Source organism: Staphylococcus sp. 231237_7MaSpsaltlick, assembly GCF_043107035.1.
The window spans coordinates 224,042-241,398 of sequence record NZ_JBICNX010000007.1; the positions used below are offsets into that span (position 1 = coordinate 224,042).

The 17,357-nt window shown below is 31.0% G+C and carries 19 protein-coding genes and 1 riboswitch; of the genes, 6 read left to right on the top strand and 13 right to left on the bottom strand.

The window, feature by feature from the left end:
* Positions 1-73: 73 nt before the first annotated feature.
* Both mnmL and mnmM read left to right on the top strand, forming a co-directional pair.
* Positions 74-1,027, top strand: coding sequence for a tRNA modification radical SAM protein MnmL/YtqA (gene mnmL / locus ACF91D_RS15500; protein WP_039067044.1), 954 nt, complete (start codon positions 74-76; stop codon positions 1,025-1,027).
* Complete coding sequence (gene mnmM, locus ACF91D_RS15505; RefSeq protein WP_119586248.1) at positions 1,024-1,584, top strand: tRNA 5-(aminomethyl)-2-thiouridylate-methyltransferase MnmM; 561 nt, start codon at positions 1,024-1,026, stop codon at positions 1,582-1,584. The genes mnmL and mnmM overlap by 4 nt, the downstream gene beginning before the upstream one ends.
* Positions 1,585-1,683: 99 nt before the next feature.
* Here mnmM and ACF91D_RS15510 read toward each other — a convergent pair whose 3' ends face one another.
* From ACF91D_RS15510 to ACF91D_RS15520, 3 genes are all read right to left on the bottom strand, one after another.
* A complete protein-coding gene (locus ACF91D_RS15510; protein ID WP_039067042.1) occupies positions 1,684-2,085 on the bottom strand; it encodes a transcriptional regulator, SarA/Rot family in 402 nt (133 codons plus the stop codon).
* Positions 2,086-2,235: 150 nt separating this feature from the next.
* Positions 2,236-3,192 (bottom strand): L-lactate dehydrogenase, encoded by a 957-nt coding sequence (locus ACF91D_RS15515; protein WP_039067040.1) that lies wholly within the window; start codon positions 3,190-3,192, stop codon positions 2,236-2,238.
* Positions 3,193-3,423: 231 nt separating this feature from the next.
* Positions 3,424-4,248 (bottom strand): alpha/beta fold hydrolase, encoded by an 825-nt coding sequence (locus ACF91D_RS15520; protein WP_039067039.1) that lies wholly within the window; start codon positions 4,246-4,248, stop codon positions 3,424-3,426.
* 267 nt (positions 4,249-4,515) lie between these two features.
* Between ACF91D_RS15520 and ACF91D_RS15525 the strand changes: the two genes are divergently transcribed.
* Positions 4,516-5,517, top strand: a complete 1,002-nt coding sequence (locus ACF91D_RS15525; protein ID WP_119586104.1) for a proline dehydrogenase family protein — start codon at positions 4,516-4,518, stop codon at positions 5,515-5,517.
* Positions 5,518-5,716: 199 nt separating this feature from the next.
* Here ACF91D_RS15525 and ribH read toward each other — a convergent pair whose 3' ends face one another.
* The 5 genes from ribH to ACF91D_RS15550 form a co-directional block, all read right to left on the bottom strand.
* Positions 5,717-6,175, bottom strand: a complete 459-nt coding sequence (ribH, locus tag ACF91D_RS15530) for a 6,7-dimethyl-8-ribityllumazine synthase (protein WP_039067036.1) — start codon at positions 6,173-6,175, stop codon at positions 5,717-5,719.
* Positions 6,176-6,188: 13 nt separating this feature from the next.
* Positions 6,189-7,370, bottom strand: a complete 1,182-nt coding sequence (gene ribA, locus ACF91D_RS15535; protein ID WP_101093709.1) for a GTP cyclohydrolase II — start codon at positions 7,368-7,370, stop codon at positions 6,189-6,191.
* A 10-nt stretch (positions 7,371-7,380) separates the two neighbouring features.
* Positions 7,381-8,013, bottom strand: coding sequence for a riboflavin synthase (gene ribE, locus ACF91D_RS15540; protein WP_327620553.1), 633 nt, complete (start codon positions 8,011-8,013; stop codon positions 7,381-7,383).
* Positions 8,014-8,019: 6 nt separating this feature from the next.
* Positions 8,020-9,063, bottom strand: coding sequence for a bifunctional diaminohydroxyphosphoribosylaminopyrimidine deaminase/5-amino-6-(5-phosphoribosylamino)uracil reductase RibD (gene ribD, locus ACF91D_RS15545; RefSeq protein WP_039067032.1), 1,044 nt, complete (start codon positions 9,061-9,063; stop codon positions 8,020-8,022).
* Between the two features lie 164 nt (positions 9,064-9,227).
* A riboswitch (FMN riboswitch) is annotated at positions 9,228-9,361 on the bottom strand.
* 485 nt (positions 9,362-9,846) lie between these two features.
* On the bottom strand, positions 9,847-11,310 hold the full coding sequence (locus ACF91D_RS15550) for an FAD/NAD(P)-binding protein (RefSeq protein ID WP_327620552.1): 1,464 nt from the start codon (positions 11,308-11,310) through the stop codon (positions 9,847-9,849).
* Positions 11,311-11,482: 172 nt separating this feature from the next.
* Between ACF91D_RS15550 and ACF91D_RS15555 the strand changes: the two genes are divergently transcribed.
* Positions 11,483-12,409, top strand: a complete 927-nt coding sequence (locus ACF91D_RS15555; RefSeq protein WP_039067029.1) for an osmoprotectant ABC transporter substrate-binding protein — start codon at positions 11,483-11,485, stop codon at positions 12,407-12,409.
* A gap of 406 nt (positions 12,410-12,815) precedes the next feature.
* On the opposite strand, the gene sagB is transcribed toward ACF91D_RS15555, so the two are convergent.
* Together sagB and ACF91D_RS15565 are read right to left on the bottom strand one after the other, a co-directional pair.
* A complete protein-coding gene (sagB, locus tag ACF91D_RS15560) occupies positions 12,816-13,670 on the bottom strand; it encodes a peptidoglycan release complex glucosaminidase SagB (RefSeq protein ID WP_119586108.1) in 855 nt (284 codons plus the stop codon).
* Between the two features lie 164 nt (positions 13,671-13,834).
* Positions 13,835-14,059 (bottom strand): hypothetical protein, encoded by a 225-nt coding sequence (locus tag ACF91D_RS15565; RefSeq protein WP_017722196.1) that lies wholly within the window; start codon positions 14,057-14,059, stop codon positions 13,835-13,837.
* A 217-nt stretch (positions 14,060-14,276) separates the two neighbouring features.
* Between ACF91D_RS15565 and ACF91D_RS15570 the strand changes: the two genes are divergently transcribed.
* Together ACF91D_RS15570 and ACF91D_RS15575 are read left to right on the top strand one after the other, a co-directional pair.
* Positions 14,277-14,744, top strand: coding sequence for a sigma-70 family RNA polymerase sigma factor (locus tag ACF91D_RS15570; RefSeq protein WP_327620551.1), 468 nt, complete (start codon positions 14,277-14,279; stop codon positions 14,742-14,744).
* Between the two features lie 12 nt (positions 14,745-14,756).
* Positions 14,757-15,179: a competence protein ComK gene (locus ACF91D_RS15575; RefSeq protein WP_039067025.1), complete on the top strand. Its 423-nt coding sequence runs from the start codon at positions 14,757-14,759 to the stop codon at positions 15,177-15,179.
* A gap of 2 nt (positions 15,180-15,181) precedes the next feature.
* On the opposite strand, the gene ACF91D_RS15580 is transcribed toward ACF91D_RS15575, so the two are convergent.
* The 3 genes from ACF91D_RS15580 to ACF91D_RS15590 form a co-directional block, all read right to left on the bottom strand.
* Positions 15,182-15,631, bottom strand: coding sequence for a hypothetical protein (locus tag ACF91D_RS15580; protein ID WP_069792237.1), 450 nt, complete (start codon positions 15,629-15,631; stop codon positions 15,182-15,184).
* 136 nt (positions 15,632-15,767) lie between these two features.
* Positions 15,768-16,403: a pentapeptide repeat-containing protein gene (locus tag ACF91D_RS15585; protein WP_039067021.1), complete on the bottom strand. Its 636-nt coding sequence runs from the start codon at positions 16,401-16,403 to the stop codon at positions 15,768-15,770.
* Positions 16,404-16,608: 205 nt separating this feature from the next.
* Complete coding sequence (locus ACF91D_RS15590) at positions 16,609-17,322, bottom strand: transaldolase (RefSeq protein ID WP_017722201.1); 714 nt, start codon at positions 17,320-17,322, stop codon at positions 16,609-16,611.
* Between the last annotated feature and the right edge of the window lie 35 nt (positions 17,323-17,357).

Genomic DNA, 17,357 nt, shown 5'->3' on the forward strand with positions numbered 1-17,357 from the left:
TTACTCTAAACACTATATCACTAAAATATGTTAAAATCTTTAACTAGAATGAATTTAGAAAGGAAAATGTTATATGGGGCAATTTTTCCCTTACGCATTCGAGAATAAGAGATATCACACATGGAATTATCACTTGAAAAATAAATTTGGTCAAAAGATATTTAAAGTTGCAATTGATGGTGGCTTCGATTGTCCAAATAGAGATGGTACTGTTGCGCATGGCGGTTGCACATTCTGCTCTGCAGCAGGCAGTGGTGACTTTGCCGGAAATCGTGTGGATCCAATCGAAGTACAATTTAGACAAATTAAAGATAGAATGCATGAAAAGTGGCATGATGGACAATATATCGCATATTTCCAAGCATTCACTAATACACACGCACCCGTAGAGGTATTACGAGAAAAATATGAAACAGCACTAAAAGAACCAGGCGTCGTCGGTCTATCTATAGGCACACGTCCTGACTGTTTACCTGATGACGTTGTTGAGTATTTAGCAGAACTTAATGAACGTACATATTTATGGGTAGAATTAGGTTTACAAACAATCCATCAAGAAACTTCAGATTTAATTAATCGCGCGCATGATATGGAAACTTATTATGAAGGTATAGCTAAATTACGTAAGCATAACATTAATATCTGTACACATATCATCAACGGTTTACCTGGTGAAGATTATAATATGATGATGGAAACAGCTAAAGAAGTAGCACAAATGGATGTTCAAGGTATTAAGATTCACTTATTACATTTACTTAAAGGTACACCGATGGTCAAACAATATGACAAAGGTATGCTTGAATTTATGTCTCAAGAGGAATATACAAACTTAGTTTGTGACCAATTAGAAATCATTCCAAAAGAAATGATTGTACATCGTATTACGGGTGATGGCCCGATTGACTTAATGGTTGGTCCGATGTGGAGTGTCAATAAGTGGGAAGTATTAAATGAAATTGATAACGAACTGACACGTAGAGGTTCTTATCAAGGTAAATTTTTCGAAAGCGCCGTAAAATCATGAAATTAGAACGTATTCTTCCTTTTACCAAGACGTTAATCAAACAACATACTCACGATGAGAGTATCGTAATCGATGCTACATGTGGTAATGGACATGATACACTATTTCTAGCACAACATGTTACAAACGGTTGTGTACATGCTTTTGATATACAAGAAGCAGCGATTCTAAATACACAGCAAAAAACGAAAGATTTTAACAATGTAATAATTCATCAAGCAAGCCATTCCGAGGTGAAGAAATATATACCTGCTGAATCACATGGCGTGGTAGATGCTGCAATATTTAATTTAGGTTATCTTCCTAAAGGAGATAAATCGGTTGTTACACTACCGAATAGTACTATTGCAGCTATCGAAGCTATATTTGATATTTTATCATCAGAAGGTATCATTATTTTGGTAATTTATCCTGGTCATGAAGAAGGAAAAATTGAACGTGATGCTGTAATAAATTACTTGAAAAACTTTAACCAAAATAAAGCCCACGTTTTACAATATCAATTTATAAATCAGCAAAATGATCCGCCTTTTATTTGTGCAATCGAAAAAAGATAATAACTAGACATATGCAAATACAAAATAATATATGTATCACAGTATTTATTTTATATAAAATAAAGCCACAGTGCCTATGCACTGTGGCTTTACTATTCCCTATAGATTAATGATAGATTTAAGACTGTTTTGAATACTTGTTGATTTGCCATCAATTTCTTCTTTAAAGAAGTTTAAAAGACTTTCCCGTTGATCTTTTAAATCTTCGTTGAAATGAATGATCACTGTACGTTCATCATTTTGTGGTCTTTCTTTAATGATCCAAGTTTTTTCAACTAAATCATTATACGTTCTTGTACGTTTATAAGACTTAATATGAACAAAATCATCCATTTCCTTTAAAGTCATTGAACCTTCTTTCCAAAGTGTAAGAAGAATCAATATTTCTTCTTTTGACATTTTGTATTGCTTTTGTACTTTGGCAAAAATATCGTCAATTTCTTTTAAAACCGATTCCAATTGCAATACACCATCAACTTTATCAGTAAATGTCTTCCCCATATAATAATCCCCCAATCATAGAATAAAGTTTAAACATGTAAAATTAATTCATAAAATCCATCATTCATTGTGATATAAAATCTTCACTGAATAAATATTAGAATTTTTAATAAAATTAATCTTATATACAGTTTAAATTCAAACTATGAATTATGCAATTAAATGAGATATTTTATTTTGCATTTCTTTCAAAATATTGACAGAATTGTTGAATAATCTTTTTTCTTCCTCGTTTAATGGTATTTCAAATACTTTCACAGCACCTTGTCGATTAATTTTTGTGGGTACACCGACATAGACATCTTCTTGATTGTATTCTCCTTCTAAATAACTAGAAACAGTTAAGATAAGATTTTGATTGTTTAATATAGCTTTTGTAATATGGACCAAGCCCATAGCGATGCCATAGTATGTCGCACCTTTAGCTTGAATAATGTCATACGCAGCATCTCGAGTGTTCACAAAAATTTCTTCAATTCTGTGTTGTCTTTCAGGGTCATCTTTCAGTAATTGATATAATGGTTGTCCTGCAATATTCGCTTGTGACCAAACCGCTAATTCTGAGTCTCCATGTTCACCTATAATTTGGCCATGAACACTTCTATCTGACACACCAAATTCTTCTGCTAATTCGTATTTAAATCTTGCAGTATCTAATATTGTTCCAGAGCCTATAACTTTTTCTTTTGGTAAACCTGAGACTTCTCTTGTCACATAAGTCAGAACATCAACTGGATTTGTAGCTACTAGGAAAATGCCATTAAAACCTGACTCCATTACTTCAGATACTATGTTTTTAAATATTTTTGTGTTTTTTTCGATTAGATCTAATCTTGTTTCACCAGGTTTTTGCGCAGCTCCTGCAGTAATAACCACTAAATCTGCATTATCACAATCTTTATAGTTACCTGCTTTAATTTTTATAGGTGATCCACCATAGGGTGCAGCATGGTTTAAGTCCATCACATCACCTTTAACTTTTTCTTCTGCTAAATCAATAATCACTAATTCATCTGCCACGCCTTGAGCGACTAATGCAAATGCATAACTAGAACCTACTGCACCATCACCAATTAAAACTACTTTATTACTTTTAATATATTCCATAATAAGACTCTCCTTACTTATATGAACTGTTATTTGTGATTTATTTCACAAGTTTAATATAACAGTCTCTAAATTAATTTGCAATATTTTTGTGATTTATTTCACAAAATAAAATACCTTTCTTCTTGTTATGTTGAAAAATTAAAAAGAAGAAACCGCACGCGTTGATACGATTCCTTCTTAAATGTGCATTTGCAACAAATATTATTTTAAATTTATAATTCCAGGTTATTATGAGACTTCATTTTCATCATGGACTATGAAACCATTATTACTAGAACTATTATTCAAGAAAGCTAGAATATATCTCATCACTTCATCTCTTTCAGGTTCGTTATGTATTTCATGATATAACCCATCCCATGCTTTGAAATATAATTCTTCTGTAGTTATTTTTTCTTTTATTAAATCCATTGCCGCAACATCGGCTACTTTATCTTCTGTGCCATACATTAAAAGTAACGGCAATGATTTCACATCTTTTAAGTGATTTACCGTTTCTTTCATTATCTCAATAATTTGTTTATACCAATGGTACGTCACTTTTTGTAGCATGAGTTGATCATTATTTGTTTCATCGATTACTTCTGAATTTCTGGTTAAATCTTCAACCGTAATACCAACTTTAAATCTAGTATCTTTTGCTAGTTTGCCTATATTAGAAATAATTTTATCTTTTCTAGTTTTATTACTTTTTTTAAACTCAAGTAATGGCGAAAGTAACATTAACCCTTCGATTGGTACTTCTACTTTTTCAAGTAAGTTTAAAACTATTAAACCACCTAATCCTACGCCTAAGACATAAGTCGGTAATTTATATTCATTTGCGATTCTAATCCATTCAAGTATATGCTCATGATATACATCAAAATTATCAATTTGTCCTTTATTTGAACGTGAAGTTTGCCCTTGACCTGGCAAATCTCCCATAATTACATGATATCCATTACGGCGAAGCATTGTAATTACATATGCGTATCTGCCTGTATGTTCAAGCATGTTATGTGCAATTACCACAACACCTTTGGCTTCATTTTCGGTTTCCCATTTCCACATTATCCATACTTCCCCTTCTACTTTTAAATTCATTAACTATATTGTATCAAAATATGATGTAGTTTTTCCATTTTAAACATAACAATACAACTCTAAAAATTAGTTTATTTCCTACAATAAAATTTATAATTCTCTTCAATATGCAACTTATGAGTACATTTAATAATATAAAGTGTAATATATTTTATTGTAAACGATTTCATTACTATTTGATTCATGCTACACTATTAATGAAACATAGCTATAAGCGGAATAGGAGGAATTAATATGCCAATTGTGAAGAATTTTTTTATCGGATTATCAAATAATCCGCTTTTGAATAAGACTGCCAAAGAAATCGGGCCAATGCTCGGGGCAAATAAAGTAGTTGCGGGTAATACTATTACTGCCTTGGTGGACACAATTGAACGTTTAAATAACAAGGGAATTACTGTTACAGTTGATTGCCTTGGAGAGTTTGTTCTAACTGAAGGTGAAGCAATCCAAGCAAAAGACCAAATCATAGAAGTGATGTATGCAATTTACAATCATAACTTAGATGGTCACATGTCTATTAAACTGAGTCAGCTAGGTTCAGAATTTGATATAGATCTTGCTTATCGCAATTTACGTGAAATATTATTGAAGGCAAACCAATTTGATAATATGCATATTAATATAGATACTGAAAAGTATGATAGTCTATTCGATATCACCCAAGTTTTAGATCGCTTAAAAGGTGAATTTAAAAATGTGGGCACTGTAATTCAAGCATATTTATATAAGGCTGATGCACTTATTGATAAATATCCAGAATTAAGACTACGCATGGTAAAAGGTGCCTATAAAGAAAGCGATACTATAGCGTATCAAACAAAAGAAGAAATAGATAAAAACTATATTCGTTTGATGGAGAAAAGGCTTTTAAATTCAAAAAATGTAACTTCAATTGCTACACATGATGATGAAATCATCAAACATATGAAACAATTTATTAAAGATAATAATATTGAAAAAAGCCAATATGAATTTCAAATGTTGTACGGGTTCCGTACAGATTTAGCAGAAAAAATAGCTGGAGAAGGTAATAACTTCTGTATTTATGTACCATACGGTAATGATTGGTTTAGTTACTTTATGCGTAGGCTAGCAGAAAGACCACAAAATTTAAACTTAATGTTTAAAGAAGTTATCAAACCCGATATTCTTAAAAAAGCCGGTGTAATTAGTGGCGCTGTAGCATCATTCGGACTAGCAACTACATTTTTATACCATATTTTTAAGAAATAAAATAAATAACGGGTATGCAACACCAAATTTAATAAATTGATATTACATACCCGTTTTACCATTGTTGGCTAGATTTCTAAATAGCTTAATACAAGTAATTTAGTTTTCTAGTCATCATGTACTGTTCATATATTATACTTTTCAAGCATATAAATTTATAACTCTTAACCACAATCCTAATTCAAATGCTTGAGGATTTTTATATTTCTCTTAATAAATTTGCCATTTCAATGGCACTAACAGCCGCTTCTGAACCCTTGTTCCCTGCTTTAGTACCAGCACGTTCAACAGCTTGTTCGATATTTTCAGTTGTTAAAATTCCAAAAATCACTGGCGTATCAGTTACATCATTTGCTTTAGAAATACCTTTTGCTACTTCGTTACAGACATAATCGTAATGTGAAGTCGAACCTCTAATTACACAACCTAATGTGATAACAGCATCATAATCACTTTTTTCTGCTAATTTTTTAGCCACTAATGGAATCTCAAATGCGCCAGGTACATAGGCAACATCAATATTTTCTTCTGGTACTTCATGTCTAATCAAAGTATCTTTCGCTCCGTCTAATAAACGATTTGTTATAAAATCATTAAACCTACTTACAACTATCGCAACTTTTAAATCCGAACCTATTAGTTTACCTTCAAAATTCATTTTAATTTCCTCCTTATATTAAGTGACCCATTTTTTCTTTTTTTGTATCCATATAATCTTGGTTATATTTATTAGTTGGTACGACAAGTTCAACACGTTTAGTAATATTAATGCCATAGTTCTCTAAGCTTTCAAATTTTTTAGGATTATTACTCAATAAATTAACACTTTCAACGCCAAAATATTTTAATATTTGGGCAGCACTTTGATACTCTCTTAAATCTTCTTCAAAACCTAAAGCGATATTTGCTGTTACAGTATCATAGCCTTGCTCAATCAGTTCATATGCTCTTAATTTATTAATTAAACCAATCCCTCTACCTTCTTGAGGTAAATATAAAATAATTCCGCCGTGTTCCTTAATATATTTCATCGACGCTTCTAGTTGCTCACCACAATCACATCTTTGGCTATGAAATATATCTCCTGTTAAACAAGCTGAATGTATACGTACATTTTCAGTCTTTTTAATATCTCCATTTACAATAGCCACTATTTCTTCATCACTATCAGACGTTGTAAAACCATACATATCAAATATGCCATAATCCGTTGGCAACTTCACTTTTGCTTTTGCTTCTAATTTCGAAATAGCAGACTTACGATATTTTTCTAAATCTTCTATTGAGATCATAACAAGACCATGAGTTTCTTTGAACTTTTCTAATGATTCACCTTTTGCCATAGTGCCATCATCATTCATTATTTCACAAATCAATGCGGCAGGTTTAGCACCTGTTAATTTAGCTAAATCAACTGATGCTTCAGTATGTCCACGTCTTGCCAACACGCCATTATCTTGTGCTATTAATGGAAATAAATGACCTGGCTTATTAAAATCATTCTCATTTGCTTGATCATCTATTAAAGCTTTAGCTGTCAATGTTCTCTCTTCAGCGCTTATACCTGTAGTTGTGTCAATGTGATCAACGCTAACTGTGAATTGTGTACCGTAAACGTCAGAATTATCGCTAACCATTGGGTTTAAATTTAATTTTTTAGCTATAACACTACTGATTGGTGCACAAATCAAGCCTCTACCATATGTGGCCATGAAGTTAACAGTATCATTATGCATCCATTCCGTCACAGCTACTAAGTCACCTTCATTTTCTCTATTTTCATCATCTACAACGATAATGCTATCACCATTTTTTAAAGCTGTTAAAGCTTTGTCTATACTGTCTAATTGCATATTACCCCTCCTAAAATCCAAATGCTCTAAGTTTTTCTGGGCTCAATTCTGATTCATTAGTATTGATAATTCGTTCAACATATTTGAATAACATATCAGTTTCTATATGGACTGGATCACCAACACGTTTTTGATTTAAAATTGTTGATTTTCTTGTTTCTGGTATAAGATGAATATCAAACTCAGTTTCTTTTAGTTGGAAGATAGTTAAACTCACACCATCTACAGTTATTGATCCTTGGCTAACCATTTGTTTAATTAGTGCTGATGATGGTTTGATTGTTACAATTTTAGAGTTGTCTGATGCTTGTATACGAGTGATTCTAGCAACTTCATCTACATGACCTAAAACAAAGTGACCACCAAAACGTCCTTGTCCGCTCATTGCTCTTTCTAAATTAACTTCAGCAGATTGAGTTAATTGATTTAAATATGTTTTATTCTCAGTACCTTTAATCACTTGGACTAAAAAGCTTTGATGGTCAAATTCCACCACTGTTAAACATGCACCGTTAACACTGATTGAATCTCCAATATGCATATCTGATAAAATCGTTTGGCACTCAATCTTTAAGTTAACTACAGACTGTTGCGTGGATACTTTCTTTATGGTCCCAACCTCTTCAACAATTCCTGTAAACATGAATAATCACTTCTTTCGTAACTCTAGTTTGATATTTTGCTCAAGCATTTGTGAATTTACAATTTCAAACTGTGGTACTTCTGATAGATTAAAAATATTTTCACTTTGGAAAAATTGATAATTACCAGAACCACCTATAATTTTCGGGGCGTAATATAAGATTAGTTCGTTTGTAAATTTGGATTGTAGAAATTCAGAAGTCACTGTGGGTCCCGCCTCTACTAGCACACTTCCAATTCCTCTTTGATATAAATCTTTTAATATATTTTCAATTGAACAATTCGTTAATTCTATGATTTCTACATGTTCAATATTCGTTTTTAAATTTTTATTTTGAGTATAAATCCATATTGGTTCATTCCTTAATTGAAAAATATCTAAATCAAAATCAATTTCACCAGTTTTAGATAAGATTACTTTTATAGGATGCTTACCTTCTTCAATACGTGTAGTATATTGTGGGTTATCTGCTTGGATTGTACCTCTACCTGTCAATACAGCATCATGCTTATGTCGTAGATGAAACACATCATTTTTTACTGCTTTATTAGTAATCCATTTACTTTCTCCTTTATCAGTGGCTTGTTTACCATCAAGACTACATGAAACTTTCACTGTAATTTCTGGAATAGATTCATTCTTAGCAATAAAGAAATCCGTGTATAGTGATTCTGCCTCTGACTGAGGACGAAATATCACTTCGATACCTGCCTGTTCTAATATGTCGTCACCTTCAGAGGGTAATGTTGTGTCTTTAACTGCATAAACAACCTTTTTAATGCCCGCTTCAATGATTTTGTTGACACATGGTGGCGTTGAACCATAATGCGTACATGGCTCTAGTGAAATATATATAGTGCCACCTCGAGCATTGTCTCGTGCCATATCTAAAGCTTGTACTTCAGCATGCTTACCACCTTTTTGTAAATGGGCTCCCATACCAACAATACGACCTTCATTTACTACTACAGCACCAACTGGTGGGTTTAAACCCGTTTGTCCTTCTACCATTTTTGCTAATTGAATAGCATAATTCAAATAATGACTCATTTTATCACCTCTAAATAATAAAAAAACACCTGAAATTAACATTTCAGGTGTGGGATATATATTGATATAACATTTTTAGCAATAATAAAATACACACTTATACATATTAAAATAAAAGTGTATGCTAAATAAACACTTAAAAAGTGCTATTTCCAAGTTATACTTCATTCTTTCTCCCATCCAGACTTTACTGTCGGCTCTAGAATTTCACTAGATCAGCCACATTTGCTTCAACAAATGCAGGTCGCAGGCTTAATTTACTGCCGGTTGGGAATTTCACCCTGCCCCGAAAGAATATTTATGAAATTGTATTCGATGATTGAGTCAGGTAACTTTGAATAAGTTACAAAATAATGGTACTACACTTTTGACAAAATGACAATTCTTATTATCTAAGTCGGCTTTATTTTTTTGATATTCTTTAGATTATTACAATTTAAAGTACAAACAAATTAGTTAAAACCAAGAGATTAAGACGGGAATACCCAAAACACTCAGATGATTTAATTCAATTCATCTGAGTGCTTCTTTTTTATACAATACTTTGTATTGTCGGCTCGCTTTCTTAGGAGACAACTACAGCCTGTAGTCTTCATCTTGTGCTATTTCCTCAAGAGTCTCGCCAAAATACGTCGCATTCATATATAATTTACATTTGAAGAATCATTATATGAAATCTAATTCAAAATCGAATAAAAAATAATGGGAAATTATAACTCGGTTAACTTACAACTTTTAATTAATTTGTTATGGTGTAATTTATATCTAAATAAAAAAACATTTTTATTTTGTACTTAATAAATGGTCAACCACGTTAACAGCTTGTTTTACAATCATCATAACGCCATTACGTGATTGATTAATTCCATTAGTTAATTGACCGAGCGCATACATATGTTTCAATGTGCCATATCGAGGGCTTATGATTTGATTTGTTTCAGCCACAATTTGAATACCACCAAGCGGATGTGGTTGTACAACCTGTCTATTTTCCAAATTTAACACGAGCTGATCATCTTCATCTAAATCTGCTAGTTGTGTCTTCGAGCCTGTCGCATTAATTACAATATCGAACTGTTCTATTAACTTATCTTTATAATTAAAATTGAACTTATTATCTCTGTATTGAACATCCTCTAGACCATTATTGATTTTGATTGTGCCGTGATTAATATGATCTATCAACAACCGCGCTGTTTGTGGAGGCATTGGATTTGAATTCTCTTTTAATATAGGTTGATAATCAGTTAAAAATCGTTTTTGATCTTCCCTACTTAAACTATTCCAAATCCAATTTAAATTTTCTTTCGTTAATTCTAGTATACTTTGTAATTTCCCTAAAGCATCAGCATGCTCTAAATCATAAGTTAAATCTTTAATTGGATCATCTTGACTACGATGAACTAATGTTTCGACATCAATATTATGCAATGCACAATCTTTCAAAAATAACTTTATCGCTTCATCTAAAGGTACGTTACCAAAATGCTTACGCTTTATTTCGTTAAACTTTTCAGGAGTTACATACTTAAAATCGATATCGGGCATCTCACCCCTTACGCTTGGCAAACGTCCTTTTCGGCTAGCAACAGTAATGGGTAATTTAGGATGATGCGCTGTTACATAGCGAATCACGTCTAAACTTGCTAATCCTGTACCAATAATAGCGATTTCATCGGAATCTTGTACATCATCTAACGTATTATAGGTTGGATATGGTGTTTTAATATAACCACGTATTCCTTTTAGACCATATGGATCATGATACGACAAAGTACCAATAGTCAAAAACACAACATCATACTTTCTACAATTTTCTATTTCTTTGGAAGTACAAACACAATATGTCACATTTGTTTGACCAATTTCTAACTCAATAAACACTTCAGAAACTTCTTCTTTGAATGTATGTATATTGTCATAATTATGATTATATTTTTTTAAATAATCTTTCATATAATGTCCAAATATAAATCTTGGTAAATATTCTGGATTTGAAAATTTAAACGTAGATTGCGTTTCATACCACTCATAAAACTCTCTATGATTGTCTAAATTTAAAGACATTTGAGCTGCCGGTAAATTTATTAATAATTCTGCACTGTCATTTTGAAACGGAACGCCTTGTCCCATATTTATAGGGTTATCATATACATCAATACTCATTTTAGAAAAGGAATCACTTTTCACTAATTCTTTTAAAAGCGTGACACCTGCAGTGCCCATTCCAATGATGGCAATTCTCATAGTACACTTCCTTACTAAGATTATTTCTCCCTATTATACCAGTCCTTGTGTGTATATTACACATTAATGGTCTACTATTATTTTATCAAGTAGTGTTATAATGTTTTGCTAAGTGTGTTAATCTAAATACATTGAAATAATAGTTTTTTTAATATATTTAAGGAGTTCAATAATGACGTATTTAAGAAGCTTTTTATTTTTTATTATAGCAAGTACGCTTATACTATCTAGCTGTGATTTACCAGGCTTAGGTGGCGGGCAATCAAAAAACACAGTTAAAATTTCAGCGTTAGCTACTAGCGAATCACAAATTATGGCTTATATGTTAAAAGAACTTATCGAGCATGATACAAAAGGTGAAATATCTGGTGCTATTATCAACAATTTAGGGTCTGCAACGATACAGCATAACGCATTAATGAATAACGATGCAGATATATCAAGCACTCGTTACACAGGTACAGATTTAGTTGGTGTACTCGAACAACAACCTATTACCGATACAGACAAAGCGATGAAAATTACTAAAAATTTATTTAACCAAAAGTTTAATCAAACGTTTTTTAACTCCTATGGTTTTGAAAACACTTTTGCATTTATGGTTACAAAAGAAACCGCAGAAAAATATGATTTACACACTGTCTCAGATTTAAAAAAAGTAAAAGACAAAGTCAATGTTGGGACTGATACAACTTGGATTAAACGTGGTGGAGATGGGTACGCACCATTCCAAGAACACTATGGATTCGGCTTTAATTCTCTCAAACCAATGCAAATTGGTCTTGTCTATGACGCATTGAAAAACAATAAATTAGATGTAGCACTAGGTTATACTACAGATGGGAGAATAGCAGCATATGATTTAGTTGTATTAAAAGATGACAAGAATTTCTTCCCACCTTATGATGCCAGTGCGGTTGCTCCAAATAAGTTACTCAAACAACATCCAGAAATTAAAAAATCAATATCGAAACTTGATGGTAAAATTAGCACTGAACAAATGCAAAAATTAAATTATGAAGCTGATGGCAAAGGAAAAGAACCAGCTGTGGTAGCAGAAGCATTCTTAAAAAAACATAATTATTTTGATGACAAGTAGATGAAAATAGAAAACTAATTATCTTAACTAGGAAGTGATATTATCAAATTTATTTTAAAAGTATTTATCTCAACGCTTATGTTATTTATACTTATTAGTCAGAAAAACAAAGTCAAATAAATTAGAATATTCCTATTTACAGCTATTATAAAACGTTAAAAAGCCAAACGTCAGTTGACGCTTGGCTTTTTATTATAGTTATTTAAACTGAAATTGAAAGTCAGATTTTCTAAATTATCAACCCATGCCTATTATCCATACAATTCTATACTATATTATGTTCAAAGATACAAAGTTATAATTTTACAAATAAATAAACTATGAAAGCTGGTGTAAAAATAAAAAACTGCCAACAAAGTTAATACTTCATTGACAGGATAAAACCATACGCTTAGCACGTGGTTATTTATTGTGTTCTATGTTTTTCGTCATCTTTGTAAACAAAGTACTTGTAATACTTACCTTCTGTTTTCATATCATTATAGAAATCGGCCATTAAGCTTGCATTACTTTCAGCCCATTTAATGTCGGTAGCGTATTGATGTTCACCAGGGTTTTTAGGATTCCATCTCATGCTATAAAGTGTGTTCTGATCTTTATTTGATAAAAAGTGATCATGAATAAAGTTTGCCCCACCACTTATAGCTTTTTCTGGTGTATCCCAACCATGTTTTTTAGCATATTCTGATCCAGTTTTGATTGGATCTTCATCTAATGCTCCGACCCCAAAAAAGTTATAATATTTTTTGCCATCAATTTCTACACCACTTGCAAGTTCACTCTTAGCTGATCCTGTTTCCAGTAACGCATGAGAAATCAAATAAACTTCATTTACATGTTTATTTTTCGCTGCTTGTATAAAGTCATCTGAATGTTTTAATAATATTGGATTATCAATTAACATACGTTTAATTCTATTTTCATCGATTCCTTGGTATTTATCCAACTCTAAAAATTGATATTTTTGAGTATCACTCTCTATAAACTTACTACTATTCATTGCGGCTTTTATCTCAGTAGATGATGCATCTCTCCAACTTTTATTATCTTTACTTGAAACTTGTTGGCTTGTGTAGTTATCAATTTGCTTTTTAGATGCTTTATCTAAAGTAACCTTTAGATTTTCAACTTTCTCTTGTTCGTCCACATCTTTAAAAAAGATTTGATCTGATATCATTGAAAAGACAACGACTACAGCTACCCCTAAGATTATCAATAAACCAATAATTGATAATATTGAGCCTTTTTTATGCTTCGTCATGTTCACACCTCTTAGGTAATAATTAGGAATGGAGCCTCTTTAATCTATGTAATACTGCTATTGAGACTATCTGATAATAAAGTTTAACACTAATTACTTAATCGTACAATTTAATCTGATTGTTGTCATATATTCATAAAAAAAGTAATGAAATCTTAATTTCATTACTCTTGACTTTTACGATATTCCATTATGATAAAACTTGCAGCTTGAGATCTATTTTTGTAATAATATCGATTTAAATCTATCGCACCTTCTATTTCACCATCTCGATACATCATTTCATTTGTCATATTATTAATCATAACAAAGTCTGATTTATCTTTAATTATATCTAAATCATTATGTTTCGCAAAAAAATGTTCTAAATTTAAATGTGCGTAATCCATAAAAACCTCCTGATAATTGTCCGAAGATAATATTTATCTCTAATTGCTATATCTTTAAGTTGAATACGCGTTGATGTTATAAAACTTAAATTTATCTACCTTATGCTTTCTATTTAACACCTTATATAACTATTTAGCAAATGAAATTTACTATTTTTAACAATAAACTAAATCTATCCGGAAATTTTTTTTGTATATACAACGATGGAGTTTAACGATGCCCTTTAATGAATTATATAAAAATTCCAAGCACATTATCTATTTTCTACTAAAGAAATATAATATTAAGTACAATAATGATGAATATGTGCAATTACTCACGATAAAAGTGTGGGAATTATCAAAAGTTTATAATCCTCAAAAATCATCTTTGAATTCATTTTTATATGCCCGTCTCAATTACTTTTTAATTGACCTTTTTCGTTCACATCGTTCAATAGAAACATTCGACGTAGCTGAATTAGATAACCTTTCTAATATTAATTACTCCTTTGATGATGCTCAAATCTTGTATGAAAATTTCATTTCTCAATTATCAGAAAAAGAGCAACTTTGGCTTCAGTTAAAATTAGCAGGTTATAAGCAAAAAGAGTTAGCTGAAAAATTAAATTGTTCAATTTCCACATTAAAAAATTATCAAAATAGAGTCAAAATCAAGTATAACAACTATTATTTTAATAAATGAGGTGAAATATTTATGTCCAATCTAACTAAAATATTATATTTTAAAACTGCAATAGGGCCAGAAACACTTACAATTTGCCAATTTACTACACATCAATTTGTATACCCTTCTACAATTAATCAAGCCATTAACTATATTTTAGAGAAACACCAACGCTCTCATACAGTTCAGCTTAAACAGTCTAAACGTATATTAAAAATAAGGAAATTAGTGCCGATTTATATCAATCATCAAACAACAATATTCCCTGTAAAGCCTCAACGGTCTCCTATACAATATTACATTAATGGGTGTACTATTAACGGTTTAAAATCAAAAGGTTCATCCACAATAATTTATTTTAATAACGGGACATTTATCACTGTAGACGCCCCATACATTTTTGTATATAAAAAATGGCAAGAAAGTTTAACACTTTCTCACCTTTTAAGCTAGTCTTATAAAGTTTTATTGTGCTTATATTCCAATAATTTTTTAGTGAAATATCCAGTTACTACTTTTATCATGTATAGACTGACTATAACTAATAGCAAGGCTCCCACCAAAGTTAATACAACAGTAACTGTTGATAGCTCGACTTCTGGCTTAATGAAATATTGTACTGAAGTCAAACTTGTCAAAAAACCGAACAAGAACAAACCAATAAGTACGATATACGTACCTAAAATGCCTAATAATAATACGAATAATTGCGTACTTGAAACGACTTTTTCTTTAAAAATATATTCCTTCAAAAATTGATTTGAGAATGCAACTGGACGTTTTAATTGATCGCTTTCATTTAAATCAACTGTTTTAGATAACACTTCATCTAATTTATTTTTCTCTTTTTTGTTTAAAAACCATAATTGCTTTTTCACTTTTTGCTCAAAGATATTTGCTTTCATTTGAAATGTTCTCCTTTATCACATTCACATCACTTCAGTTACTTTCTTAAATGATAAATCAATTATCACAGTGATTCAATTAAATTTGACGGTTTTTAGAATAAATATGTATTACTACTATTTTATTTCTTTATACTTAGTCAACGACAATAATACCGATTAATTTAGCAATTTGAATAGCTTGTTCACTCGATACTTTACACCCTATTAAATCATCTTTTCCAACAGTGATATGTCCAAAAAATGATTTACTTATGTCACAACTTTTTAATGACGTTTGGTAGATTGACATATTATTTAGATTAGATTTTAAAAATTCCACGTTTTTAAGCAAAGTATTATGAAATTCAGCATTTTCTAGGTCACTTGTATTGATTCTAAATGTATCAATTTTCGATTCTACTAAATTTATAAAATTTGCTTTTACTTCTTCAAATGTAATATGGCTTAATCTCATGTTTTTGAATAATGTTCCTGTCATTCTACAATTTTTAAAAGATACTCTATGAATAGTTCCATAATCCATCTTAGAATTTGAAAAATCACAGTTTTCAAATACAACATCTGTAAAATCAGCGCGCCCCAAATCTGAATTAGCAAAACTACAATCTTTGATAGTTGATTCATATATTAACAACCTATCTAATACTTTTCCTTCCAATGATGAATTTGAGATTTCTGCTAATTCTATTAGATCATCAACTTCATCAAATACATCTGTTAAATCTTTCTTCTCTAAATAACCATTAATATTAGGTGGCTGTAACTTCATTACTTCACTCCTAACTAGCTAATCATTGCATGCATCATAACATTGAACAAGGAGTGAATTAGCTAGAAAATTTATAATATACAGTATATCAGATATATTTCAAAATTTTATATTTTTAATGTATAAAAAAGACCGAGACATTAATAAATGCCCCGGTTTTTTTCACTATTTTAAATTAAAAATAAAACTCAATTTACTTTTACGATTAAAGAATTGATAAGCCTGAACTTTGGATATCTTTTGCAAATCCTTTAACTGTATCAACTGAGAGTTCATTAATGTCACGGCCAAGATTGTTGTTTACTTTTTTAACAACATCTGCTGGACATGTGATAATATCAGCGCCAACTTCATCAGCTTGTATAACATTAATTACTTCACGGCAACTAGCCCATAATAATTTCACGCCGTCTTTACTATGTGTAATTTCAGCAGCTTCTTTCATCATAGGAATTGGGTCAACTCCTGTATCTGCAATACGGCCAGCAAATACTGATACATAAGTTGGAACACCTTCAGTTACAGCATCTGTAATTTCTTTAACTTGATCTAAAGTATAAACAGCAGTCACGTTTAAACGAACATTTTCTGCTGATAATTTTTTAATTAGAGAAATAGTTGATTCACCTTTTGTGTTTACAACTGGAATTTTAACAAATACGTTACTACCATATTGTTTTAAAATTTCAGCTTCTTTTGCCATAGTTTCTAAATCATCTGCAAATACTTCAAATGAGATAGAAGCATCAGGAATCTCGCGAACAGCTTCTTCAGCGAAAGCTTTATAATCAGTTACACCTGCTTTTGCCATTAAACTTGGGTTAGTAGTAAAACCATCAACCTGTTTATTTTTATAAGCTGCTTTCATTTCTTCAATATCTGCACCATCCGCAAATACTTCAACATTTAATTTTGCCATTACTTATTCCTCCTGACTTAATTAAATAATTCAAC